Annotated in this window: 20 protein-coding genes and 1 other annotated feature; of the genes, 10 read left to right on the top strand and 10 right to left on the bottom strand. The window is 56.6% G+C overall.

What is annotated here, in order from left to right:
• Nucleotides 1–22: 22 nt before the first annotated feature.
• From GXP58_04575 to GXP58_04530, 10 genes are all read left to right on the top strand, one after another.
• Nucleotides 23–1,705, top strand: a complete 1,683-nt coding sequence (locus GXP58_04575; protein NOY52878.1) for a carbon starvation protein A — start codon at nt 23–25, stop codon at nt 1,703–1,705.
• Nucleotides 1,706–1,849: 144 nt separating this feature from the next.
• Nucleotides 1,850–3,595 (top strand): biosynthetic-type acetolactate synthase large subunit, encoded by a 1,746-nt coding sequence (gene ilvB / locus GXP58_04570; GenBank protein ID NOY52877.1) that lies wholly within the window; start codon nt 1,850–1,852, stop codon nt 3,593–3,595.
• Between the two features lie 64 nt (nt 3,596–3,659).
• Entirely contained in the window at nt 3,660–4,136 is a 477-nt protein-coding gene (gene ilvN / locus GXP58_04565; GenBank protein NOY52876.1) for an acetolactate synthase small subunit, read from the top strand.
• Nucleotides 4,137–4,152: 16 nt separating this feature from the next.
• Nucleotides 4,153–5,166 (top strand): ketol-acid reductoisomerase, encoded by a 1,014-nt coding sequence (gene ilvC, locus GXP58_04560; protein NOY52875.1) that lies wholly within the window; start codon nt 4,153–4,155, stop codon nt 5,164–5,166.
• A gap of 6 nt (nt 5,167–5,172) precedes the next feature.
• On the top strand, nt 5,173–5,931 hold the full coding sequence (gene pssA, locus GXP58_04555) for a CDP-diacylglycerol--serine O-phosphatidyltransferase (protein NOY52874.1): 759 nt from the start codon (nt 5,173–5,175) through the stop codon (nt 5,929–5,931).
• Nucleotides 5,931–6,181, top strand: a binding site (T-box leader). It overlaps the preceding gene by 1 nt.
• A gap of 101 nt (nt 6,182–6,282) precedes the next feature.
• Entirely contained in the window at nt 6,283–7,803 is a 1,521-nt protein-coding gene (locus tag GXP58_04550; GenBank protein ID NOY52873.1) for a 2-isopropylmalate synthase, read from the top strand.
• Nucleotides 7,804–8,285: 482 nt separating this feature from the next.
• On the top strand, nt 8,286–9,548 hold the full coding sequence (gene leuC / locus GXP58_04545; GenBank protein NOY52872.1) for a 3-isopropylmalate dehydratase large subunit: 1,263 nt from the start codon (nt 8,286–8,288) through the stop codon (nt 9,546–9,548).
• Nucleotides 9,549–9,889: 341 nt separating this feature from the next.
• Nucleotides 9,890–10,378 carry a 3-isopropylmalate dehydratase small subunit gene (gene leuD / locus GXP58_04540; protein NOY52871.1) on the top strand — a complete coding sequence of 163 codons (489 nt, stop codon included), beginning with the start codon at nt 9,890–9,892 and terminating at the stop codon, nt 10,376–10,378.
• Nucleotides 10,379–10,462: 84 nt separating this feature from the next.
• Nucleotides 10,463–11,530, top strand: coding sequence for a 3-isopropylmalate dehydrogenase (locus GXP58_04535; protein NOY52870.1), 1,068 nt, complete (start codon nt 10,463–10,465; stop codon nt 11,528–11,530).
• A 163-nt stretch (nt 11,531–11,693) separates the two neighbouring features.
• Nucleotides 11,694–12,377, top strand: coding sequence for a hypothetical protein (locus tag GXP58_04530; GenBank protein ID NOY52869.1), 684 nt, complete (start codon nt 11,694–11,696; stop codon nt 12,375–12,377).
• Here the strand turns inward: GXP58_04530 and GXP58_04525 are convergent.
• The 10 genes from GXP58_04525 to GXP58_04480 all read right to left on the bottom strand — a co-directional run bounded on the left by GXP58_04525 (nt 12,362) and on the right by GXP58_04480 (nt 22,148).
• Nucleotides 12,362–13,333: a glycosyltransferase family 2 protein gene (locus GXP58_04525; protein ID NOY52868.1), complete on the bottom strand. Its 972-nt coding sequence runs from the start codon at nt 13,331–13,333 to the stop codon at nt 12,362–12,364. The genes GXP58_04530 and GXP58_04525 overlap by 16 nt on opposite strands.
• Complete coding sequence (gene waaF, locus GXP58_04520; protein NOY52867.1) at nt 13,326–14,378, bottom strand: lipopolysaccharide heptosyltransferase II; 1,053 nt, start codon at nt 14,376–14,378, stop codon at nt 13,326–13,328. Before waaF ends, GXP58_04525 begins: the two co-directional genes overlap by 8 nt.
• 15 nt (nt 14,379–14,393) lie before the next feature.
• On the bottom strand, nt 14,394–14,567 hold the full coding sequence (locus GXP58_04515) for a Trm112 family protein (GenBank protein NOY52866.1): 174 nt from the start codon (nt 14,565–14,567) through the stop codon (nt 14,394–14,396).
• Between the two features lie 16 nt (nt 14,568–14,583).
• Nucleotides 14,584–15,156, bottom strand: a complete 573-nt coding sequence (locus GXP58_04510) for an HAD family hydrolase (protein ID NOY52865.1) — start codon at nt 15,154–15,156, stop codon at nt 14,584–14,586.
• Nucleotides 15,157–15,160: 4 nt separating this feature from the next.
• Nucleotides 15,161–16,204, bottom strand: a complete 1,044-nt coding sequence (gene lpxK / locus GXP58_04505; GenBank protein NOY52864.1) for a tetraacyldisaccharide 4'-kinase — start codon at nt 16,202–16,204, stop codon at nt 15,161–15,163.
• 64 nt (nt 16,205–16,268) lie between these two features.
• Nucleotides 16,269–17,552, bottom strand: coding sequence for a 3-deoxy-D-manno-octulosonic acid transferase (locus GXP58_04500; protein NOY52863.1), 1,284 nt, complete (start codon nt 17,550–17,552; stop codon nt 16,269–16,271).
• 72 nt (nt 17,553–17,624) lie between these two features.
• Complete coding sequence (locus GXP58_04495; protein NOY52862.1) at nt 17,625–18,275, bottom strand: lysophospholipid acyltransferase family protein; 651 nt, start codon at nt 18,273–18,275, stop codon at nt 17,625–17,627.
• Entirely contained in the window at nt 18,272–20,020 is a 1,749-nt protein-coding gene (locus tag GXP58_04490) for an ABC transporter ATP-binding protein (GenBank protein ID NOY52861.1), read from the bottom strand. Before GXP58_04490 ends, GXP58_04495 begins: the two co-directional genes overlap by 4 nt.
• A complete protein-coding gene (gene lpxB, locus GXP58_04485) occupies nt 20,017–21,156 on the bottom strand; it encodes a lipid-A-disaccharide synthase (GenBank protein NOY52860.1) in 1,140 nt (379 codons plus the stop codon). Before lpxB ends, GXP58_04490 begins: the two co-directional genes overlap by 4 nt.
• The gene (locus tag GXP58_04480; GenBank protein NOY52859.1) at nt 21,153–22,148 is read right to left on the bottom strand and encodes a Gfo/Idh/MocA family oxidoreductase; all 996 of its coding nucleotides are present in this window, start codon (nt 22,146–22,148) and stop codon (nt 21,153–21,155) included. The genes lpxB and GXP58_04480 overlap by 4 nt, the downstream gene beginning before the upstream one ends.
• Between the last annotated feature and the right edge of the window lie 6 nt (nt 22,149–22,154).

Here is a 22,154-nt window from a genome sequence, read left to right as displayed (position 1 = left end):
CGCATTCCGAAGAGAGGAGAAGATGAACAGTGTACTGGTCGCCCTGATGGCCCTTACGGCCTATCTGCTGGCCTATCGGTTTTATGCCCGGTTTCTGGGGAGGAAGATCTTCAGGATCGATCCTGAACGGGCGACTCCGGCCCATACCCTGCGGGATGACATCGATTTCGTTCCCACCAACCGCTATGTCCTTTTCGGCCACCATTTTGCCTCCATCGCAGGGGCGGCACCCATCGTCGGGCCGGCCATTGCCGTGATTTACGGCTGGCTGCCGGGGCTTCTCTGGGTGGTTCTGGGAACGATTTTTATCGGCGGGGTCCATGATTTTTCGTCCCTTGTCGTTTCTCTCAGGCACCAGGGCCGTTCCATTGGGGATCTGACGGAAGATCTCATCGGTCGCCGTGCGCGCAATCTCTTCCTGATTTTGATCTTCTTTGGACTGAGCCTCGTCCTTGCGGTTTTTGCCATCGTCATCGGGGTCCTCTTCCGGCAGCATCCCCAGTCGGTCTTTCCGACCTTTTTTCTCATTATCCTTGCCATGGGGATCGGAACCCTGGTCTTCAAGACCGGTTTCGGTCTCAAAGGGGCAACGGTCGTCGGCGTTCTCCTGATGGGGTGGGGGATTGCCTATGGGGCCTCTCATCCCATGGGGGGCGGGATCTCACTGAATCTCTGGATCGTGATCCTGCTCTCCTATGCCTTTGTCGCTTCCGTTCTCCCCGTCTGGGCGCTGCTCCAACCCCGGGATTACCTGAACTCCTTCGCCCTTTATTTCGGGCTGGGGGCGATGTACCTCGGGCTTTTTCTCGTCCATCCGAAGATCGTGGCGCCTGCGGTTCAGCTTCATCCGGTCGGCGCCCCGCCGATCTTCCCCTTTCTCTTTATCCTGATCGCCTGCGGGGCGATCTCCGGGTTTCATTCCCTTGTTGCCTCCGGGACAACGGCCAAACAGATCGACCGGGAGACGGACGCTTCCTTTATCGGTTACGGTGCCATGCTGGCCGAGGGGAGTCTCTCGACCATGGCGGTACTCGCCTGTACGGCCGGGATCGGTTCGGCCGCCCTTTGGCATCAGCGGTATGCCTCCTGGGGAGCGATGAACTCCCTGTCGCATAAGTTGGGGGCCTTTGTGGACGGGGCCGGAGGTTTCGTCTCGGCCCTCGGGTTTTCTCCGGAGGTTTCGAAAACCCTCGTTGTGGTAATCGTCGTCTCCTTTGCCATGACCACCCTTGATACCTGTGCCCGAATGCTTCGCTTTATCGTCTCCGAGATCGGTGAAAATGCCGGGATTTCCGTTTTGCAGAATCGTTACCCGGCCTCTGCCGCGGCCGTTCTTTCGGGACTGGCCCTGGCCCGGATCCCCGTTGGAAAGGTCTCGTCGGGGATGGCCCTTTGGCCGCTCTTCGGTGTGACCAACCAGATCATTGCAGCGCTGGCCCTTCTGACGGTCAGTGTCTATCTTTACAGGAAAGGTCGGCCGACACTTTATACAATGCTTCCGATGGTCTTTATGCTGGTTGTTTCCATCTCCGGGATGTTCCTGAAGATCTCCGCCTATTGGCGGGACCGGAACTTCCTTCTCCTCGGCGTCGGATCGCTTATCCTTCTTCTTGAGGTCTGGCTGGTACTGGAGTCATGGATTGTTTTCCGGGAACAGAGAAACGGCCGGAAGGGTCCGGCGGCAGAGGGGACGATCTCTCCCTGACCTTCTTTCCCTCCGTTTTACAGCTCCCTGCGATGGGAGCCATGCCGAATTTGGATCCAATTTCCGCTTGTCTTTTCCGGGCAAGGGTGATAAAGTCTCCCATTCACGTACACAGCTCCTGTAGATTTGTCGAGGTAGAGTCGCATGAAACTTTCCGGTGCCGAAATCTTTGTGGAATGTCTGAAAAAGGAAGGGGTCGATACCCTCTTTGGTTACCCCGGCGGAGTGGTGCTGAATATCTATGATGTCCTTCATCAACAGCGGGAGATCCGTCATATCCTGACCAAGCATGAGCAGGGGGCCGTCCACGCGGCCGACGGCTATGCCCGTGCCTCGGGAAAACCGGGCGTGGTCCTGGTAACCTCCGGTCCCGGCGCCACCAATACAGTGACCGGCATTGCCACGGCCTATATGGATTCGATTCCTCTTGTGATCTTTACCGGCCAGGTCCCGATGTCGATGATCGGAAACGACGCCTTCCAGGAGGCGGACATCGTCGGGATCACTCGCCCCTGCACCAAGCACAACTATCTGGTCAGCGATGTCTCCAAACTGGCTTCGACCATCAAGGAGGCTTTTCATATCGCCACGACGGGACGCAAAGGACCGGTTTTGATCGATCTTCCCAAGGATGTCTCGGTGAACAAGACGGAATTTGTTTATCCGTCGAAGGTCGATCTGAAGGGTTTCAAACCGACCCTGCACGGGAACCTTCAGCAGATCAAGCGGGCGGTGTCGTTGATGCGGAAAGCGGAACGACCGGTTCTGTTCACGGGAGGCGGAGTGATCCTCTCCGGGGCTGCAGAGGAGCTGAAGAAAATTGCCAAAAAGACCTGGATTCCGGTGACGAGTACCCTGATGGGGCTGGGCGGATTTCCCGGGGAGGATGTGCTCTTTCTCGGAATGCCCGGTATGCACGGGACCTATGTCGCCAACCTGGCCCTCCAGAATGCCGATCTCATTGTTGCCGTCGGCGCCCGCTTCGATGACCGGGTGACCGGCAGGATCGATGCCTTTGCGCCCAAGGCGGAGATTGTCCATATTGATATTGATCCGACATCGATCAAGAAAAACGTCCGTGTCGATGTCCCGATCGTCGGAGATTGCCGGAATACCCTGCGGGAACTGAACAAGCTGATTTCCGCTGTGCGCGGCGCAGGCTGGAAAGCAAAACATAAAGCATGGCTTGACCGGCTTGCGCAGTGGCGGGAAAAGCGTCCCTTGATCTATCGTACACGCAAGGGAAAGATTGCTCCGCAATACGTGGTGGAAGAGATTTATAAGGCGACGAAAGGCAAGGCCATCATCACGACCGAAGTCGGTCAGAACCAGATGTGGGCCGCCCAGTTCTATAAATTTCAATCCCCTCGCCAATTCCTCACCTCCGGGGGACTGGGGACGATGGGATATGGTTTTCCCGCGGCAATCGGTGCGCAGTTTGCCTGTCCCGACCGGGTGGTCTTCGATATCGCAGGGGACGGCAGCATCCAGATGAATATTCAGGAACTGGCCACGGCCGTTCAGCACCGTCTGCCGGTGAATATCGCCATTCTTGATAATCGTTTTCTCGGGATGGTCCGGCAGTGGCAGCAGCTTTTTTATGACTGCCGGTACTCTTCAACCTGCCTGCAGAGTGGTCCCGACTTCGTGAAACTGGCCGAGGCCTACGGGGCGGTAGGGATCCGGGTGACGAAAAAAGAAGATGTTCCCGATGCCGTTCGGGAGGCCATCTCCATCAAAAACACGGTCCTTCTCGATTTCGTGATCGACCGGGAGGCCAACGTGATGCCGATGGTGCCGGCGGGAGCGGCGATCGATGAGATGATCTTTGAGGAGAAACGGGGGAAGAAGAAACTGACCTCCGACCAGGCCGACCGGATCACCGGATAGGTAGAACCGGTCCGCAGCAAACCGCTGCGTGTTGTCCGAAACCATTCAAAGGATTCAGGGAATTATGCGTCATACCATCTCCGTTCTGGTGGAAAACAAATTCGGTGTTCTGGCCCGGGTATCCGGTCTTTTCAGCGGCCGGGGATTTAATATCGAAAGCCTGAATGTCGCTCCCACACTTGATCCGGCTCTGTCGCAGATGACTCTTGTGACCCGGGGGGATGACCGGATCCTGGAACAGATTACGAAACAACTGAACAAGCTGATCAACGTGATCAAGGTGATCGATTATTCGACGGAAGCGGACTTCATCAATCGGGAGCTGGTCCTGATCAAGGTCTCGGCCAAGGCGGAACATCGTGCCGAAGCACTCCGGATTGTCGATATTTTCCGGGCCAAGGTGGTGGATGCAAGCCACGCCCACTACACGATCGAGGTGACCGGAAGCGAGGGAAAAGTCAACGGAATGATCAATATGTTAAAGCCCTTGGGGATCAAGGGAATCGTGCGGACGGGCCTGACGGCCATGTCCAGAGGATAAAGACAGGAGGAAGTTTATGAAGATCTATTATGACAAGGATGCGGATCCGGCGCTTTTAAAGAAAAGGAAGATTGCCGTTATTGGATACGGGAGCCAGGGACATGCCCAGGCTCAGAATCTCCGGGACAGCAAAATGAACGTAGTGGTCGGCGTCCGGAAAGGTTCCCGCGGGTGGAAGCAGGCCGGGAAGGATGGAATGACCGCCATGACCGTGGCGGAGGCTGCGGCCTGGGGGGATGTGATTCATATCCTCCTGCCGGATGAGGTCCAGGGCGAGGTTTATCGAAGCGAGATCGCCCCTCACGTAAAGAAGGGGAATATCCTCAGCTTTTCCCACGGATTCAATATCCACTATGGGCAGATCGTGCCGCCGGCGGATGTAAATGTCATGATGGTCGCTCCCAAAGGTCCGGGACATCTCGTGCGTCATGAGTATCTCCAGAAAAGCGGAGTGCCGTCCCTGATCGCCATTTTTCAGGACCCTTCGAAGAATACCAAAAAGGTTGCCCTGGCTTATGCCCGTGCCATCGGAGCCGGCCGGGCCGGAGTGATTGAGACGACCTTCAAGGAAGAGACGGAGACCGATCTGTTCGGCGAACAGGCCGTCCTCTGCGGCGGGTGCAGTGAACTGGTGATGGCCGGGTTCGAGACACTGGTTGAAGCCGGATATGCACCGGAAATGGCGTATTTTGAATGTCTCCATGAACTGAAGCTGATCGTCGATCTCATCCAGGAGGGCGGGATTGCGAACATGCGTTACTCGGTTAGCAATACCGCGGAGTATGGTGATCTGACCCGCGGTCCTCGCGTGATCGGAAAGGAATCGAGGGCCGCCATGAAGGAGATCTTGGGGGAGATCCAGAACGGGGAGTTCGCCCGGGAATGGATGCTGGAGAACCGGGTGAATGCGCCGGTGTTGAATGCCCTGCGGAACAAGGGACTGGCCCACCCGATTGAAACGGTCGGCAAGAAACTCCGTTCCATGATGAGCTGGCTCCAGAAGGAAAAACTGGTGAAGGAAAAGAAATAGCCCGGTATGAATAAAGCCGCTGACCGTCCACGGGGGATCCATCTTCTCCCGAATATCTTTACCTCGGGGAATCTCTTTCTCGGTTTTTATTCCATCATCGCCTCCGTCCTGGGCGATTATGAGCGGGCGGCGGTAGCGATTATCCTGGGCGGGCTTTTTGATTCCCTGGACGGCAAGATCGCCCGGTGGACCCATACCACCTCCCGCTTCGGCGTGGAATACGATTCCCTTTCCGACCTTGTGACATTCGGGATGGCGCCGGCGATCTTAAGTTTTCTCTGGGCGCTCAAGCCCTTCGGACGGGTCGGCTGGCTGGCGGCCTTTCTCTTCGTGTTGGCCGGGGCCTTCCGCCTTGCCCGGTTTAATGCCGACGTCGAGGTGGTGGACAAAAAATATTTCGTCGGATTGCCGATTCCGGCCGGGGCCGGTGTGGTCGCCACGTCCGTGATTGCCTATCATGAGATTTTCGGCTATTCGGAGTCGGACAAGCCCTTCTGGTTCGTGATTGTGGTTCTTCTCACGGCCTTTCTCATGGTGAGTAACATCCGGTACTACAGTTTCAAGGATGTTGACCTGGTCAAACGGCGTCCCTTCAAGATCCTGGTTTTCTCGATCCTGGGGGCGTTGGTGATCGCGGCAAAACCGGAGATTGTTCTCTTCCTGATTGCCGTGACCTATGCTCTTTCCGGCGTGGTCGAAGGAATCCGTCACAGAAAATCGATTGATGTACTTGACATTGATGATGAAGATGTAGTAAAAAGATAGAATTGACGATGATAAGGAGTAGTAGAAGCTTCCCCTGTTTCAGAGAGCCGGTGGGTGGTGCGAACCGGCACAGGGGCCTTTGAACTCGCCTTGGAGTCGCGAAGGGGAACCGTTTCCGTAAGGGACGCAGTAGTTTTCGCCGGTTTGTGACCGTTATCTCACCCATATAATGAAGGGCGGAGCGGGGGCTGTCCCGTTTTGCTGAATCAGGGTGGTACCACGTGGGCTGCATCAGACCCTCGTCCCTGGCTTGTGAGAGTTATGAGCTTGAGGCGGGGGTCTTTTTTTCGTAACGACTCAGGCCCTCTCTCTCTTTCCATTTTTAACCGGAAGCCCTCGGGGATGGATGCCATGGAAAAGATCGTACGAATATTCGACACGACCCTTCGGGATGGGGAGCAGTCACCCGGATGCAGCATGAACCTCGCGGAGAAGATTCGTGTGGCCCGGCAGTTAGCGGCGCTGAAGGTCGATATCATCGAGGCGGGGTTTCCGATCGCGTCCCCCGGGGATTTTGAATCGGTCCGGGAAGTTGCCCGAACGGTGAAGGGGCCGGTGATCTGCGGTCTCGCCCGGGCCACGGAGAAGGATATCGACCGGGCGTGGGAGGCGGTGCGTGAGGCGGAGCGGGCACGAATCCATATTTTTATCGCGACCTCCGATCTCCACCTTCAGTTTAAACTGAAGAAGTCCCGGGAGGAGGTCCTGGAACAGGCCGTCCGGGCCGTCCGGCGAGCGAAGAAATATACGGAGGATGTGGAATTTTCCGCCGAGGATGCCGCCCGTTCCGACGTGGACTATCTCTGCCGAGTAATCGGGGCGGTCATCGATGCCGGGGCGACCACCGTGAACATCCCCGATACCGTGGGTTATGCCATTCCCGATGAATTCGGAAGGCTCATTGCCGTGATCCGGGAGAAGGTCGAAAATATCGACCGGGCCGTGATCAGTGTCCACTGTCATAACGATCTGGGACTGGCCGTGGCCAACTCCCTGGCCGCCGTACAGAACGGCGCCCGTCAGGTGGAATGCACCATCAACGGGCTGGGGGAACGGGCCGGAAATGCTTCCCTGGAAGAGACGGTCATGGCGGTCCGGACCCGGAAAAATCTCTTCGGTGTGACCACAAATATCGAGACGGAAAAAATCTACCAGAGTTCGCGTCTGGTCAGTAACATTACGGGGATGTTGGTGCAGGCCAACAAGGCGGTCGTCGGGGCGAATGCCTTCGCCCATGAGTCGGGGATTCACCAGGACGGTTTTCTCAAGAAACAGGAGACCTACGAGATCATGACCCCCGAGTCGATCGGGTTGGCAAAGAGTACGCTCGTTCTCGGGAAACATTCCGGCAGGCATGCCTTTCGGACCCGTCTTGAAGAGATGGGGTACCGGTTGAACGATGAGGAGATCGATCGGGCCTTTGACCGTTTCAAAATCCTGGCCGATGCCAAGAAAGAGATCTTCGATGAGGATATCGTGGCGCTGATTGCCGACGAGGTCTATCGGATTCCGGATATCTATGAGTTGGAGTCGGTCGAGGCCCACAGCGTCACGGGGAAAGCTCCGCGGGCGAAAGTCCGGATGTGTGTGGACGGGGAGTGTGTGACCGTGGAATCAACCGGGGACGGTCCCGTTGACGCCGTCTATTCGGCGATCAGGAAGATCGCGAAGAACGACTCTCCTCTTGTCGGGTATTTCGTCAAGGGGATCACCGGCGGCACAGACGCCCAGGGGGAGGTGACGACCCGCGTCCGGGACGGGGAGAAGATTTTCATCGGGCAGGGGGCCGACACCGACATCATCCTCGCCTCCGCCCGGGCCTACGTGAATGCGTTGAATCGGCTGGAGCACTGGAGGCGCAACCGTAAATAGTAACGACTCATCTCACCCCTCTTTTGCTGCATGGCGGCGTTACGCTTGCTGCTCCGTAACAATGTTACGGAGCGTCGCGTGTCTCGCTTTATATTTTTGTTGCCGCTTTCAGCGGCTATGAAAATAGGGTATCTTGAGGTGCTGCGGTGCTTGAATCCTCAGCGTATTACATATACGCTTCCGGTTGTGCGCTCCTCGCTCCTTGCCCTGCAACAAAACCGGGGCAACCTGAGTCGTTACCACGATTGTGTGCATAACCCCATCTGCGGCGTACGAGGAAGTACGCCTCATTCGACAAATAATGTCGCGCCTTGCATCTGCGGCATTTGCAACAGAATCTTAAGAGGTGTATGGGGTTTTTGTAAGATTGATGTATTGTAATTTTCCCCTCCCCCTTGGGGGAGGGTCAGGGTGGGGGTGATTTGATTATTTCACCCTCCCTCGCGGAAGGTGAAATAATCAGGTGGAGGGTGACAAAAATCATGGGAATGACGATTACCGAAAAGATCCTTGCGGCTCACGCCGGAAAGGATAAAGTCGAGCCGGGGGAACTGATCACGGCCAAGGTCGATATCGCCCTGGCCAACGACATCACGGCGCCGATTGCGATAAAGAAATTCCGGGAGTCGGGTGCGGAACGGGTCTTCGACCGGGAGCGCGTTGTGCTCGTGCCGGACCATTTCTCCCCCAACAAGGATATCGACTCGGCGGAGCAATGTAAGATCCTCCGTGATTTCGCCCGGGAGCAGGACCTGACTTATTACTTCGAGGTCGGTCAGATGGGGGTGGAGCACGCCCTCCTGCCGGAGCAGGGGATCGTCGTACCGGGGGACATTGTGATCGGTGCGGATTCTCATACCTGCACTTACGGTGCGCTCGGCGCTTTTTCCACCGGCATGGGATCCACCGACCTTGCCGCGGCCTTTATCACCGGTGAGACCTGGTTCAAGGTCCCCGAATCGATGAAGTTCATCTACAGGGGGAAGCTCCCGAAGTGGGTGGGAGGCAAGGATCTGATTCTTCATACCATCGGGGAGATTGGTGTCGACGGTGCCCTCTACAGGGCCATGGAGTTCACCGGCGAGGTGATCGAAACCCTCCCCATGGAACACCGCCTTACGATGGCCAACATGGCCATTGAAGCGGGCGGCAAGAACGGAATCATCGCTCCGGACGCCATTACCGAGCAGTATGTCACGGGGCGTGCCCGGCGCAAACCGCTCTTCTACTTCAGCGATCCGGACGCATCCTACTGCGACGTTCGGGAATACGACTGTTCGAAACTTGAACCGCAGGTTGCCTTTCCTCATCTGCCGGAGAACGTTCATGGTGTAGGGGAGGCCTCGGAGATCACCATCGATCAGGTGGTGGTCGGTTCCTGTACGAACGGACGACTTCCGGACCTCCGGGAGGCGGCGGAAGTGATCCGGGGAAAGAAGGTGGCGAAATATGTGCGGATGATCGTCATCCCGGCCACGCAGCAGATCTACCGTGCGGCGATGAAGGAGGGGCTCCTCGATATCTTCATCGAAGCGGGAGCCGCCGTCAGTACCCCGACCTGCGGTCCCTGCCTGGGAGGTTACATGGGAATCCTCGCCAAAGGGGAACGGGCCGTGGCCACGACAAACCGGAACTTCGTCGGACGGATGGGACATCCGGAGAGTGAAGTCTATCTTGCAAATCCCGCCGTGGCGGCCGCCTCGGCCGTGACGGGACGGATTACCCATCCGGAGGAAGTTGTATAAAACAGGTAAAAACCGAGACACAAAGGCACAAAGCGGCAAAGTAAAATCAAAGGCGAAAGCAAAAACCGAAAGACATTAACCACGGGGGACACGGGGTGTCACGGGGGAAGGCAAAAGAAAACCACCGTGAATCCTTAAACCCTTGATGGTCTCGTAAAAAGTCACGAAGCCCTTCGACCCTTCGACCGGCTCAGGACAGACCCTTCGACATACTCAGGAGAGCCGTGCTCAGGGCGAACGGTGTAAGTGATTGATGTTCCGTTCGTGGTGAGGCTGTCGAACCATGAACGGAATCCGGAAAACGACTTTTTACGATTTCATCACCCTTGGAGGATCACAAAATGCAGATTAAAGGAAAGGGCTGGAAGTTCGGCCGGGATGTCGATACGGACCAGATTATACCGGCTCGGTATCTTAATACCTCCGATCCGCAGGAATTGGCGAAACACTGCATGGAGGATGCCGATCCGGAATTCATGAACAGGATGACGCCGGGGGATCTGATCGTTGCGGAGAAGAACTTCGGCTGCGGTTCCTCCCGTGAACACGCGCCGATCGCCATCAAGGCGGCCGGGGTCTCGGCGGTGATTGCGAAATCGTTCGCCCGGATCTTTTACCGGAATGCCTTCAACATGGGGCTTCCGATCTTTGAGTCGGAGGAGGCGGTTGCCGGGATCTCCGAGGGGGATGAAATCGAGGTGGAAATGGAAACCGGTGTGATCCGGAACAGAACGACCGGCCGGGAGTTCGCCTCGGTCTCCGTTCCTCCTTTCATGCAGGAGCTGATTGCCGCCGGAGGGTTGATGGCGTACGTAAAACAGAAGATATAGTTTCAGGTGCAGTTCTTCAGTCATTTTTTGCCGGCCTCTGAAAACTGAGTGCGGACAGCGATTCTTTTATGGAAAGGAAAAACGATGGAAAAGATCTATAAGATCGGATTGATGGGGGGAGACGGAACGGGACCGGAGGTCCTGGCGGAAGGGGTCAAGGTTATGAAGGCGGCGGCTGAAATGGAGGGATTCTCCTTTGATCTGACGTCTTATGATTTCGGGGGCGAACGCTATATGAAGACGGGAGAGATTCTTCCCGATTCGGCCATTGAGGAGTTCCGGGATCTTGATGCCATCTATTTAGGGGCGATCGGCCATCCCGATGTGAAACCGGGGATCCTGGAGAAGGGAATCCTCCTCAAGGCCCGCTTCGCCCTCGATCAGTATATCAACCTCCGGCCGGTCAAGCTCTACCCCGGGGTGGAAACCCCTTTGCGTGACAAGGGGCCGGAGGAGATCGACTACGTGGTGGTGCGGGAGAACACGGAGGGTCTTTACTGCGGGGCCGGGGGATTCCTGAAAAAGGGGACGGCGGACGAGGTCGCGATCCAGGAATCGATCAACAGCCGCAAAGGGGTGGAGCGATGCATCCGCTATGCCTTTGAATACTGCAGGAAGAGAAACCGGAAGAACAAGCTGACCCTCTGCGGCAAGACCAATGTGTTGACCTTTGCCTTCGATCTCTGGGAACGGACCTTCCACGAGGTGGCGAAGGATTACCCCGATATTGAAACCGACTACGCCCATGTCGACGCCACCTGCATGTGGATGGTGAAGAATCCGGAATGGTTCGACGTTATCGTCACCGATAACATGTTCGGAGACATCATCACCGATTTAGGGGCGATCACCCAGGGGGGGATGGGAATCGCCGCCGGCGGGAACATCAATCCCGAAGGGACCTCGATGTTCGAGCCGATCGGGGGATCGGCACCGAAATATACCGGAAAGAACGTCATAAACCCCCTGGCGGCCATCTGCGCCGGGCAGATGATGCTCGACTACCTCGGGGAGACCTCCGCCGCGGAGAGGATCGAGAAGGCGGTGATGCGGACGATTGCGAAGGAGATGAAAAGTATGTCCGCCGGCAGGATGGGGCACTCCACGACGGAGATCGGTGATATTGTGGTAAATTACGTTCGTTCAAAGTAGAAGTATTCCGGTGTGCCGGGGAAGGGGGGCGTTTATGTATAATTCTGAAGGATTATCGAAGAGAATTAATCTTGACAGAAGTGATAAATCTTGCTAACGTTGCATAAAGGTATTTTGTAAAGTAAGCTTATCGGCTTAATTGAGGGACGGCTGTGGTTGAATCATGAAAAGATGCATACTTTCCATATGTTGTCTTGTTTTTTCCGTACTTTTCTTCGGTGCAGGTCCGGCCTGGGGGGAAGATGGACAGCCTGCCGTATCGGATTCGCAGCAAATCACTTTTTTCCATCCCTCCGGGGTCAACGGGTTTATCGTCTATGATATGGACCCTGCGCATTCCATGGAGGGGCTGAGTTACGGCAAACAGAGTTACGATTTATCCGCTCATCTCGGTCTCCCCTTAACGGTTGATGTCGAGCGCATCAAGATCGGGGAGGGATCTCTGAATGCCGACAAGTTTCTGGATGCCTCGGAGAGTGATTACCTGGAGATTTTTTCCATCCCCCGTTCCCTGGCCTACGGGCCCAAACATTCACGGTTTGCCTACAACGGGAGCCTCTCCAACATCAGTATGGTGGTGGCTACCGCCAAGTATCAGGCGACGGAGAAGTTCTCCGCGAACCTGTCGACGGGTCTCTCCCAGACGGTGGAAGAGAAAAACGGTGTTTCCACCTCCAACGTCGGATATGAAGTTGATATCGCCGGTCATTATGAAATTGCTCCCGGCCTCGGCTTTTCCGTTGGTGCCGGCTACGCGACCAGCATTGATTCTCTCACCGATCCCATAACACCCCAGAAAAATAAACTTTCCTGGTCGTTGATCTCCAAGTTTCATCTCAAGTTCTGACCACAGCTTGTTCCTGCTTTTTCAAGTCCCTCATCATCCGGACAGCCTGTCAGGTGCCAGGCGAGGAGTCCCAGGCGGACCCGGAGGCGTGTTGTCTCCTTTTTGTCGGAAAAGCCTTTCATGGCGATCAGAAGGAGAGAGCCTGTGCATTCGACCAGGAGTTTTACGATTAACCCTCCCCGCAGCAGGGCGGTAGCAGTCCTTCCCCTGTGGAGGATGAAGAACCGGTAGCGGGAGCGGTAGTACTCAATCCGGGCGGCCGTGAGATTCCGTGATGCGCTCTTTCCCTGAAGGTGAGGGACCCGAAGTTCCGGCAGAAAGACGATTTTCCAACCTGCCCGACGCATTCGGAGACACCAGTCGGTCTCTTCTAAGAAGAAGAAATATCTTTCGTCGAGCAGTCCCACCGACTGAATAACTTTTCCTTTGACCATCATGCAGGCGCCGATTAATGATTCCACCTCCATCGGTCCTTCGAATGGCCTGTTCTTTCCGGGGAATCGATGAGGGAAAAGCCGGGTCAGGAGGCTTTTATTCAGCAGTTCCGTGGCCAGAGTGGGAAAGGAGGCGATACTGTTCTGCAGGCGTCCGTCTTCGTGAAGAAGCTGTACCCCAACGGCCCCCGTTTCGGAATGGTGATCGAGATAGTCGGCCATGGCTTCAAGAGTCTTTCGTTCGGCGACGGCATCGGGATTGAGGAGAAGACGGTTTCTCCCCGAGGAGGCCCGTAGTCCCTGGTTGACGGCCTGGGCAAATCCCCGGTTTTCAGCGTTTTGGATCAGGTGGACTTGCGGATATGAGCGGGCTACGGTGTCGGCGCTTCCGTCCTTCGAGGCGTTGTCGATGACGATGACCTCCAGGGTCAGGCGGCCGTCTACGCGGAAGATCCCTTCCAGGCAGTGAAGCAGCAGTTCCCGGGTATTGTAACTGACGATGAGAATCGAAAGGTCAATCATCACGGGATTCCCCCGCTTCCGGCAGGAGCCGGATGACTGCCTCCATCACGTCTTCCACTTCGATCTCTTTCATGCAACGCATGTCTCCCCGGGGGCAGATCCGCTCCCGGCAGGGGGCGCACTCCATCCGTTTGCTGAGAATGACATGCTCCCCCAGGGGCGAGGTCGCGTCGGGGTCGGTTGAGCCGAAGAGGGCTACCACGGGGGTCCCTACGGCCGATGCGAGGTGCATGGGACCGGAGTCGTTGGTGACAACCAGGTCGCAGAGGGAGAGGACGGCAGCCAGTTGAGGCAGATCGGTCCGGCCGGAGAGATCGAGGACCTCCCCGGAAATCCTCCGTGCGATATTCCGGCAAAGGGCGATCTCCGAGGGACCGCCGACAAGGAGAATGTCCGCGCCGATCCCATTGAAGAGACGGGTCCCCAGTTCGGAGAAACGTTCGGGAATCCACATCTTTGCCGGGCCGTAAGCGGCGCCGGGGTTTAACCCGATGAGGGGGGTGTCGTCCGATGGTGTGAGGAAGGCGATCTGTTCTTTGGCCCAGCCGAGGGCCGCCGGTCCCGGTGAGAGGGAAAAGTCGAGTTTCTCCGGGGTGTTTGTCTCCTCGAGAATCAGTTTCAGATACTCCCGGGCCTGGTGTTCACCTCTTCCTTTCGCTATGGGCGGAATCCGCCGGGTCAGGAGGGCTCCCCGACCGTCCCGGTTAAAACCGGTCCGCTCCGGGATCCCCGAGAGAAACGGGATCAGGGCGGAATCAAAGGAGTTGGGAAGAATGAGGCAGAGATCGAATTTTGACTTTCGAAGTCTCCTGATCAGACGTAAACGGTCAGGCAGCCCGGCGATTCCTTTCCGGACGGAAAAGCCGATCACTTCATCAACGGCATCGAATCCGTCAAAGAGCGTATCAAGGGGGGCCTTGATGAGGAGAGTCATCCGGCTGCGAGGGTAACGTTCACGCAGGACCCGCATGGCGGGAATGGTGATCAGGGCATCGCCTAACCAGTTGACGCCCCGGATCAGGATGTTTTGCGGTGTGGTTATCATGTTGGGTCGTGGCGGTCAGTGATCGAGGTTTTCCGCTTCTTCGATCAGCATGACCGGGATATCGTCTCGTATGGGATAACGGAGTTTGCAGGCCGGACAGTCAAGGCCGGTTTCATCGGTCGTCAAGCTCAGTTCGCCCTTGCACTTGGGGCAGGCCAGGATTTCGAGCAGGTCTTTGTTCATGGACATCGTGCATTCTCCTTTTTCAGAGTTCTCCCAGGATCCACTCCACGGCTGCGGCGAGATCTTCCGCCAGATGGGCAATCCGGCAGCGCAGATCATTGTCGGTCTGTGCCCATTGTTTCCGGCCGTGTCCCGTACGGACCATGACGGCTGTCATCCCTGCGGCAAGGGCAAGCTCCATATCCTTTACATGATCTCCTATCATGAACGATGCCTGCAGGTCAATCCCCAAGTCTTCGGCGGCTTTTTCCACGAGGGCCGTCCCCGGTTTCCGGCAGGGACACTCCCGGCGATATTCAGGAACCGCTCCTTCGGGGTGATGGGGACAGAGATAGATTGCGTCGAGATAGGCCCCCTCGCGTTTTAATTCTTTGCGAAGCCGATCATGGATTGCTGCTACAGCGGTTTCATTGAAGTATCCCCGGGCAATTCCCGACTGGTTTGTAATGACCACGGCGGGAAGCTGGTTTTCGTTTATTCTGCGGATTGCCCGGGCGGCGCCGGGGAGCAGGACGATCCGGTCGGGATGATCGAGATAGCCGACCTCTTCATTGATGGTTCCATCACGGTCGAGAAAGATTGCCCTTCTGCTCATATCCTCATACTCCCGTTTTTCGCCGGACTTCCTGCAGAAAGTCCTTTGGATTGTCCAGAATGACTCCGAGTTGCAGTACATGAAGGGGCAGCCCCGCCGGGAAAGAGGTAATTCGTACGGCGTCCTTTTCGGTGGTGATCAACCCCTCGGCCTGCCGGTCCTTTCCTTCGTTAAGGAGGGCTCTCAACTCTTCCGGACGATAGTTGTGGTGGTCGGGAAAGCTTCGCCGTCCCTGAAGAATTACGCCGACCTGCTCCAGTGTTTCGTAGAACCTTCCCGGCCGGGCGATCCCGGCAAAGGCGAAGAGAGTTTTCCCCTTTAGAAAGGAGAGGGGGGCAGCCGGTTTTAATCCGAGGTCCGTCACACCCGTTGCCTCGAACCGGACGGAATGAAAAGAGGCCCGGGGCGCCAACCGGTGAATGTGGTTCCGGTCCGCCTCGGCGGGGCTGCCCGCAAAGAGGATCAGGTCGGCCCGGCGCAGGGCGGAAGGTCCTTCCCGAAGGTCTCCGCCGGGGAGGCATCTGCCTGATCCGAACGGGTTTTGACCATCCATGAGGAGAATGTTCATCTCCCTTTTCAGTGGGAGATGCTGAAAACCGTCGTCTAAGAGGAAAAGGTCGATCTCGAACCGTTGCAGTGCTTCCATCCCCGCGGTATAACGATCCTTGCCGGTGATGACCGGGGTTCCCGGCAGTTTCCGGGCCATCAGGAAAGGCTCGTCTCCGGCGCCGGCGGCATCCATGAGAATCCGGGTTGTATCGGAAACAAGATTGACCGGTGCTCTGGAATTTCCCCTGTAGCCCCGGCTCAGTACGGCCGAACGGAGCCCTTCTCCGGAAAACCGCTGAACGATTTCGATCACCAGGGGGGTTTTCCCCGATCCTCCGGTCGTGAGGTTTCCCACGGAGATCACCGGTTTCGGCAGTCCTTTCGACGGCAGGATCTTCTTTTGATAAAGGGAGGCACGCAGAGCTGCGCCTCCCTGATAAAGGGGAGACAGGGGCGAAAGGAGCCTCTGCAAAACTGCGATTTTTGATGAACCGTTCATGAAATTCTTCCGACCCGCAATCGTCAATGACGAAAAAACAAACATAACACAGCCGATAATTTTTTTACACAGCGGTTAACTGTTGATCGATGAGCGTCAGGGTTTGTTCCAAAGCCCCCTGATTCTCTTCAATGATGGTCCTGCCGGCCCGGCCGATGATCTTCCGCTTTCCGGGGTCGTTCAGAAGTTCTTCCAGGGTTTTTCCGAGTTGTTCGGCGCCGTCGCATTCGATCCCCCCCCGCCGTTCTTTCATGATCTTCGAGATTTCCGGGAAGTTTTCCATGTGGGGTCCGAAGAGGGCGGGGACGCCGTAAACGGCCGGTTCCAGGATATTGTGCCCGCCGTGAGGGATGAGGCTTCCCCCCACGAAGGCGACCGTGGCGATTCCGTACAGGCGGGAGAGTTCTCCCACGGTGTCGAGGAGGAGAACCTCCTTCCCCGTCTCCGGATGACTCCGCTTCTGATAGGAGAGCCCGGCTGTCCGCAGGTGTTCTTCCACTTCACTGCATCGTTCGGGATGTCGCGGCGCCAGGATCAGTGTAAGATCGGGGTGGACCTTCCTCCGTTGTCGGTAGATCTTGATGATGATTTCTTCCTCGCCGGGGTGGGTGCTTCCGGCGATAAAAATAGGTCCTTCCGGGGGAAGAAGGTAATCGTTCCGTATCTGTCGTGCTTCTTCTCCGGTCAGCGGATTCGCCGTGATGTCGAATTTGATATTTCCGGTATTCCGAACCCGCTCCGGCGGTGCCCCAAGAGCGATGATCCGACGGGCATCCTCTTTCGTCTGCATGGAGAAGGCGGTAATTTCGGGAAGGACCCGACTCATGAGGAAGCGAATCCGGCGGTAGCCGGAAAAGGAGTTCCGGGAGATCCGGCCATTGACGACCAGACTGGGGATTTTCTTTTTGAACAGGGCATGGATGCAGTTGGGCCAGATCTCCGTTTCGATGAGGATGAAGAGAGCGGGGTGAGTCAGACGGATGGCTTTGCCGACGATCGGTTTCAAATCGAAGGGGAAGAAGAGAATGACGTCGGCCTCTTTTGCCTGGGCGCGGGCAATCCGGTTTCCCGTGGCCGTTACGGTCGTGAGTGCAATTTTCCGTTCGGGATACCGTCGGCGCAGTTCACGCATTAACGGCAGGGCGGCGATGACCTCTCCCACGGAGACGGCATGAATCCAGAGCACCTCCCGGCCCCGGAGTTTTTCGGCCGCCTCTTTCGGGTAGAACCCGAGACGTTGCGCGGCGCCGGGGCGGTACTTGGGTGTGGTGATCAGTTTGATCAGAAAAAAGGGGAGACCGAGGACGACCACGACGGTGGTGAGCAGGTTGTAAAAAAAGTAGATCATGAAACACTTTCAGGTGAAACGATTACGATGAAACGGCTCGATCCCCTACTCCTCCGGAACCTTGATCCTGTTTTATAGAAAGTAACGATCCGCCTTTTCCGTGACGCTCATTAATGCATGTTCCAGTTCCCTCTTCAGTCGTTCCAGCGTCTCCCCCTGCGCGTCGGGCGGGACGAAGAAGGGGGGACCGAAGACGAGGATGGTCCGGGCGAAAGGGTAGGGGAAGCGAAATCGGTCCCAACTGGCGAAGATCTTTTTCCGGTCGAAGTTGATCGAGACCGGGAGAATCGGTACCCCCGATTTTTTCGCGGCAAGAAGTACTCCCGCCTGGACCTGGTATTTCGGTCCCCTGGGGCCGTCCGGTGTGATCCCGCCGTTTCCTCCATTTCGCAAAACGCGCACCATCTTTCCGATGGCCCGGAGGCCGTCCCTGGAGGATGAACCCCGGATGGAATCGATCCCGAAATGCCGAGCAACACGTGCAATCCGCTCTCCGTCCCGGCTTTTGCTGATCATCATGGTCAGGTTCTTCTTCCGTAAGAAATAGCAGGTGTAGAGGAGCCGGTTATGCCAGAAGGCGAAAAGTACCGGCTTCCCTTCCGATCGGAACTGCTCGAAATGTTCTTCTCCCACCGTTGTCATCCTGAGGGTCCATCCCACCAGTTTGATGATGAAGGAGGCCGTGCAGGGAATCATGATTTCACGCACCTCGGGGAACTTCATCGTGGGAATTCCTCGATGGGGGAGGCCTTCGCCTGGAACTGCCGGTCATAGAGTTCTTTGTAAAGACCTCCCTGTTGCAGAAGCTCTTTATGGCGTCCGGTTTCGGCGATCTTTCCATTCTGAATCACCAGGATCCGGGATGCGCCTGTAACGGTGGAGAGACGATGGGCGATGACGAAGGTGGTCCGTCCTTTCATCAGCCGGTTGATGGCCTCCTGGACCACCTGTTCCGATTCCGTGTCGAGCGAAGAGGTTGCTTCGTCCAGAATCAGGATCGGCGCATCCTTGAGAAGGGCACGGGCGATGGAGATCCGCTGCCGCTGCCCGCCGGAAAGCGTCATGCCGCTTTCCCCGATAACGGTATCGTACTGCTCCGGGAGTTCCTTGATGAAGGAATGGGCATTGGCGGCTTCGGCCGCACGGATGACCTCCGCATCGGAGATTTCCTCCAGACCGTAAGCGATATTGCTCCGAACCGTGTCATTGAAGAGGACGGTTTCCTGCGTGACCATGGCAATCTGTTTCCGCAGGGAACGAACCGTAACGTCCCGGATGTCGGTCCCGTCGATACGGATCGATCCGCGCACCACATCGTAGAACCGGGGAATCAGGTTCAGAATCGTCGTCTTTCCCTCGCCGCTGGCGCCGACGATGGCAACCACTTCCCCGGTCCGGGCGGTCAGGGAAATCCCCCGGATCACCTCCTTGTCTCCATAGTTGAAATGGACATCTTCGAAGAGGATCTCTTTTTGAATGGGCGGAAGTTCCTTTGCCCCGGGTCGGTCCTTGATCTCCGGTGTTTCATCGATGATGTCGAAGATTCGGTCGGCGGCGGCCATTCCCTCCTGGATCATATAGTGGACCTTGCTCAACTTCTTAATCGGGGAATACATCATGATGACCGCTGCCATGAGGGTTGTAAATTCGGCGAAATCGATCCGGCTGTGGATGACCGCCAGGCCTCCGATCCCGATGACAAGGGTGACACCGATCCCTTCGATCATGTCCATCACCGGTTCGGAAAAGCCCTTGACGATGTTTGCCTTGAGCCGGTAGCGGTAGAGACGTTGGCTTCGCTTCCGGAAACGCCTGTTTTCGTATTTCTCCATTCCGAAGGCCTTGACGATCCGGATGCCCGAAATGGTCTCATGGAGGAAGGTGCTGATGACACCGAAATTTTCCTGGGTTCGGGTGCTGATCTTCCGGAGTCGCTTTCCGAAGCGGGTGATCGGAATGGTGGTCAGGGGAAGCGTGACCAGAAAGATCAGGGTAATCGTCGGGTCTTTTGTCAGTGCAACGACAAGGAGGACGACAATCGTCATGCTCTCCATGATCAGGCTTGAGATTGCCTTGGATACTGCCTGCTGGACCACGTTGACGTCGTTGGTAATGCGGGACATGAGGAGCCCCGTCGGTTTGCGGACGAAGAAAGAGAGGGACATCTCAAGAAGGTGCTCGTAAATATGATTCTGTAAGTCCCGGATGGTTCGCTGGGAAACGATCGCCATGAAATAGGCCTCTCCGAACATACTCATCCCCCGGAAGAGATAGATGGCCAGGACAATAGCCGGCATCACTTTTAGCATGGAGAGGTTTTTGGCGAGAAAGATTTCCTTGGCCAGGGGGCCCATCGCCCAGGCCAGTGCACCCTTGGCCAGGGAAACACCCCCCATACAGATAAAGGAGAGGAAGAAATAACTCTTGTATCGGGCCATGAAATGGAGCAGACGTTTGTAGTTCTTCATCCCTTTTCCTCAAGAAGGTCAATTGCAATACGGGCGGCCCGGGCGGAGGTGCCGGGACTGCCTAATTTTATTACGGCTTCCCGCAGTTTTCGGGAGATTTGTGCCGCGTACTCACCGTTCTCCAGTACCTGCAGGGTTTCTTCCATGATGTGATTGGGGGTGACCTCCGACTGGATCAGTTCCGGTACGATCCGTTTTCCGGCCACCATGTTGATCAGGCCGATATGGGGAACGCGGACCAGCCGGCGGGCCAGGGCATAGGTCAGGGCCGACATCCGGTAAAGGATCAACATCGGGACGCCTAAAATGGCGGTTTCCAATGTCGCCGTTCCCGAGGCAACAATGGCGAAGTCGGAGACCGAAAGAGCGTCGTAGGCTTGCTCCTGCACCGGAATGATCGGGACAAGGGCGTCCTCCAGGAGGACGGTCACATCCTCTTTGGATATGGTGGAGGCGATCGGCAGCACAAACTGTACGTCGGTGATTCGCTCCCGGATCATGTGGGCGGCCTCCACCATCACAGGCAAAAGCTTATCAACTTCATTTTTACGGCTGCCCGGAAGGAGAGTGACGACCGGAGAACCCCGCTGGATTCCCAGATGGTCCATGATTTCTCCCGGCGTTTGGGAAGGTGTTACAATGTCCAGCAGGGGGTGCCCCACAAAAATGCCTTTCTCTCCATAGAGAGATGCCTCAAAGGGAAGAACGACCATGATCTTCTCCACCAGCTTCCGGATCAGACCGATTCGGTTCCGGCGCCAGGCCCAGACCTGGGGGCTGATATAGTAGAGGACGGGAATCCCCATTTTCTTCGCCATCTTCGCCACCCGCAGGTTGAAGTCGGGGAAGTCCAGGAGGATCAGCAGGTCCGGAGGACGGTCCCGCAGGGTTTTCCGGACGGCCCGGTAGGCCTTGCGGATTTTCCCGATCTTTGAGAGAACCTCCGAGAAACCGGTTACGGCAATCTCATGATTCGCAAAGATGAGTTGCACCCCGGCGGCTTCCATTTTTTGACCTCCCACGCCGAAGAAGTTCAGTTGCGGCTCCACTTCGGTCATCTTTCGGACCAGGTGAGAGGCATGGAGGTCTCCGGAGGCCTCTCCGGCAATGATCATGATGGTCTTTTCGCTTATCATCTTGGAAATGCCGTGGTATCGGGAGGATGGGATTGAATCTCCTGGAGAATATTGGTGGCCACCAGTAGTGCATGCAACCCCTCCTTGCCGGAGACCACGGGCCGCGACCGGTTGTGGAGGACCTCAATAAAGGAGGAGAGTTCGACCTTCAGTGGTTCTTCCCTGGGAATTGTGACCTCCTCCTTTACGATCCGGGGCGGTTTGCCGGCAAGGAACTCCGCCGGATCGCCGATCCTCCGGTAGTATTCCAGCTCCTGTTCCTGAAAGTCGAGGGAGATATAGGCGTCAGGCTGAAAAAAACGCATCTTCCGCTGGGGGTGGGTGGAGACCCGGCTGGCCGTCACGTTGGCGACACAACCGTTTTGAAATTCCAACCGGGCATTGGCGATATCCACATTCGGCGTGATCACGGGGACGCCGTTTGCGCGAATCTCCCGGACCGGTGACTGAATCAGACTGAGAATGATGTCGATATCATGGATCATGAGGTCAAGGACCACATCGACATCCGTTGCCCGCCCGACGAAGGAGCCTAAGCGGTGGACTTCAATGAAGCCCGGATCCTTGACCAGACGGGCCAACTCCCGTACGGCACCGTTGAACCGTTCGATATGACCGACCTGAAGAATTTTCTTTTTTGCCTCGGCCAGGCGGACCAGATCGGAGGCCTCATCGGGGGTGACGGTGATCGGTTTTTCCACAAAGACGTCGAGGCCCGCCTCCAGGCATTCCCGGGCGATCTTGTGGTGTGTGACCGTGGGGGAAACGATGTTGACGGCGTCGATCTTCGGAACAAGGGTGCGATAGTCATCATGTGCCGGGACGCTGAAACGGTCGGTAATCTCCTTCATTCGCTCCCGATCCGTATCTGCGATGCCGACCAGTTCCACGCCGTCCATCTCCGAATAGATCCGGGCATGGTGCTGTCCGAGATAGCCGACACCGATGACGCCGACCCGGAGGGGCGGACTGGATGATTTTTGCTGATTCATGGCCTT

Source organism: Deltaproteobacteria bacterium (assembly GCA_013151235.1).
Taxonomy (GTDB): Bacteria; CG2-30-53-67; CG2-30-53-67; order CG2-30-53-67; family CG2-30-53-67; genus JAADIO01.
Note: the sequence above shows the minus strand (reverse complement) of the source record. Positions and strands in the feature narration are given on the sequence as shown.

Bases quoted from the DNA above. Each gene is read 5' to 3' on its own strand.
- GXP58_04495 (NOY52862.1), bottom strand. From the start codon at position 18,275: ATGAAGTTCCCCGAGGTGCGTGAAATCATGATTCCCTGCACGGCCTCC.
- GXP58_04510 (NOY52865.1), bottom strand. From the start codon at position 15,156: ATGAGCAGAAGGGCAATCTTTCTCGACCGTGATGGAACCATCAATGAA.
- GXP58_04480 (NOY52859.1), bottom strand. From the start codon at position 22,148: ATGAATCAGCAAAAATCATCCAGTCCGCCCCTCCGGGTCGGCGTCATC.
- GXP58_04530 (NOY52869.1), top strand. From the start codon at position 11,694: ATGAAAAGATGCATACTTTCCATATGTTGTCTTGTTTTTTCCGTACTT.
- waaF (NOY52867.1), bottom strand. From the start codon at position 14,378: ATGATAACCACACCGCAAAACATCCTGATCCGGGGCGTCAACTGGTTA.
- ilvN (NOY52876.1), top strand. From the start codon at position 3,660: ATGCGTCATACCATCTCCGTTCTGGTGGAAAACAAATTCGGTGTTCTG.
- leuD (NOY52871.1), top strand. From the start codon at position 9,890: ATGCAGATTAAAGGAAAGGGCTGGAAGTTCGGCCGGGATGTCGATACG.
- GXP58_04500 (NOY52863.1), bottom strand. From the start codon at position 17,552: ATGATCTACTTTTTTTACAACCTGCTCACCACCGTCGTGGTCGTCCTC.
- leuC (NOY52872.1), top strand. From the start codon at position 8,286: ATGGGAATGACGATTACCGAAAAGATCCTTGCGGCTCACGCCGGAAAG.
- pssA (NOY52874.1), top strand. From the start codon at position 5,173: ATGAATAAAGCCGCTGACCGTCCACGGGGGATCCATCTTCTCCCGAAT.
- ilvB (NOY52877.1), top strand. From the start codon at position 1,850: ATGAAACTTTCCGGTGCCGAAATCTTTGTGGAATGTCTGAAAAAGGAA.
- GXP58_04535 (NOY52870.1), top strand. From the start codon at position 10,463: ATGGAAAAGATCTATAAGATCGGATTGATGGGGGGAGACGGAACGGGA.
- GXP58_04525 (NOY52868.1), bottom strand. From the start codon at position 13,333: ATGATTGACCTTTCGATTCTCATCGTCAGTTACAATACCCGGGAACTG.
- GXP58_04490 (NOY52861.1), bottom strand. From the start codon at position 20,020: ATGAAGAACTACAAACGTCTGCTCCATTTCATGGCCCGATACAAGAGT.
- GXP58_04575 (NOY52878.1), top strand. From the start codon at position 23: ATGAACAGTGTACTGGTCGCCCTGATGGCCCTTACGGCCTATCTGCTG.
- GXP58_04515 (NOY52866.1), bottom strand. From the start codon at position 14,567: ATGTCCATGAACAAAGACCTGCTCGAAATCCTGGCCTGCCCCAAGTGC.
- lpxB (NOY52860.1), bottom strand. From the start codon at position 21,156: ATGATAAGCGAAAAGACCATCATGATCATTGCCGGAGAGGCCTCCGGA.
- GXP58_04550 (NOY52873.1), top strand. From the start codon at position 6,283: ATGGAAAAGATCGTACGAATATTCGACACGACCCTTCGGGATGGGGAG.
- lpxK (NOY52864.1), bottom strand. From the start codon at position 16,204: ATGAACGGTTCATCAAAAATCGCAGTTTTGCAGAGGCTCCTTTCGCCC.
- ilvC (NOY52875.1), top strand. From the start codon at position 4,153: ATGAAGATCTATTATGACAAGGATGCGGATCCGGCGCTTTTAAAGAAA.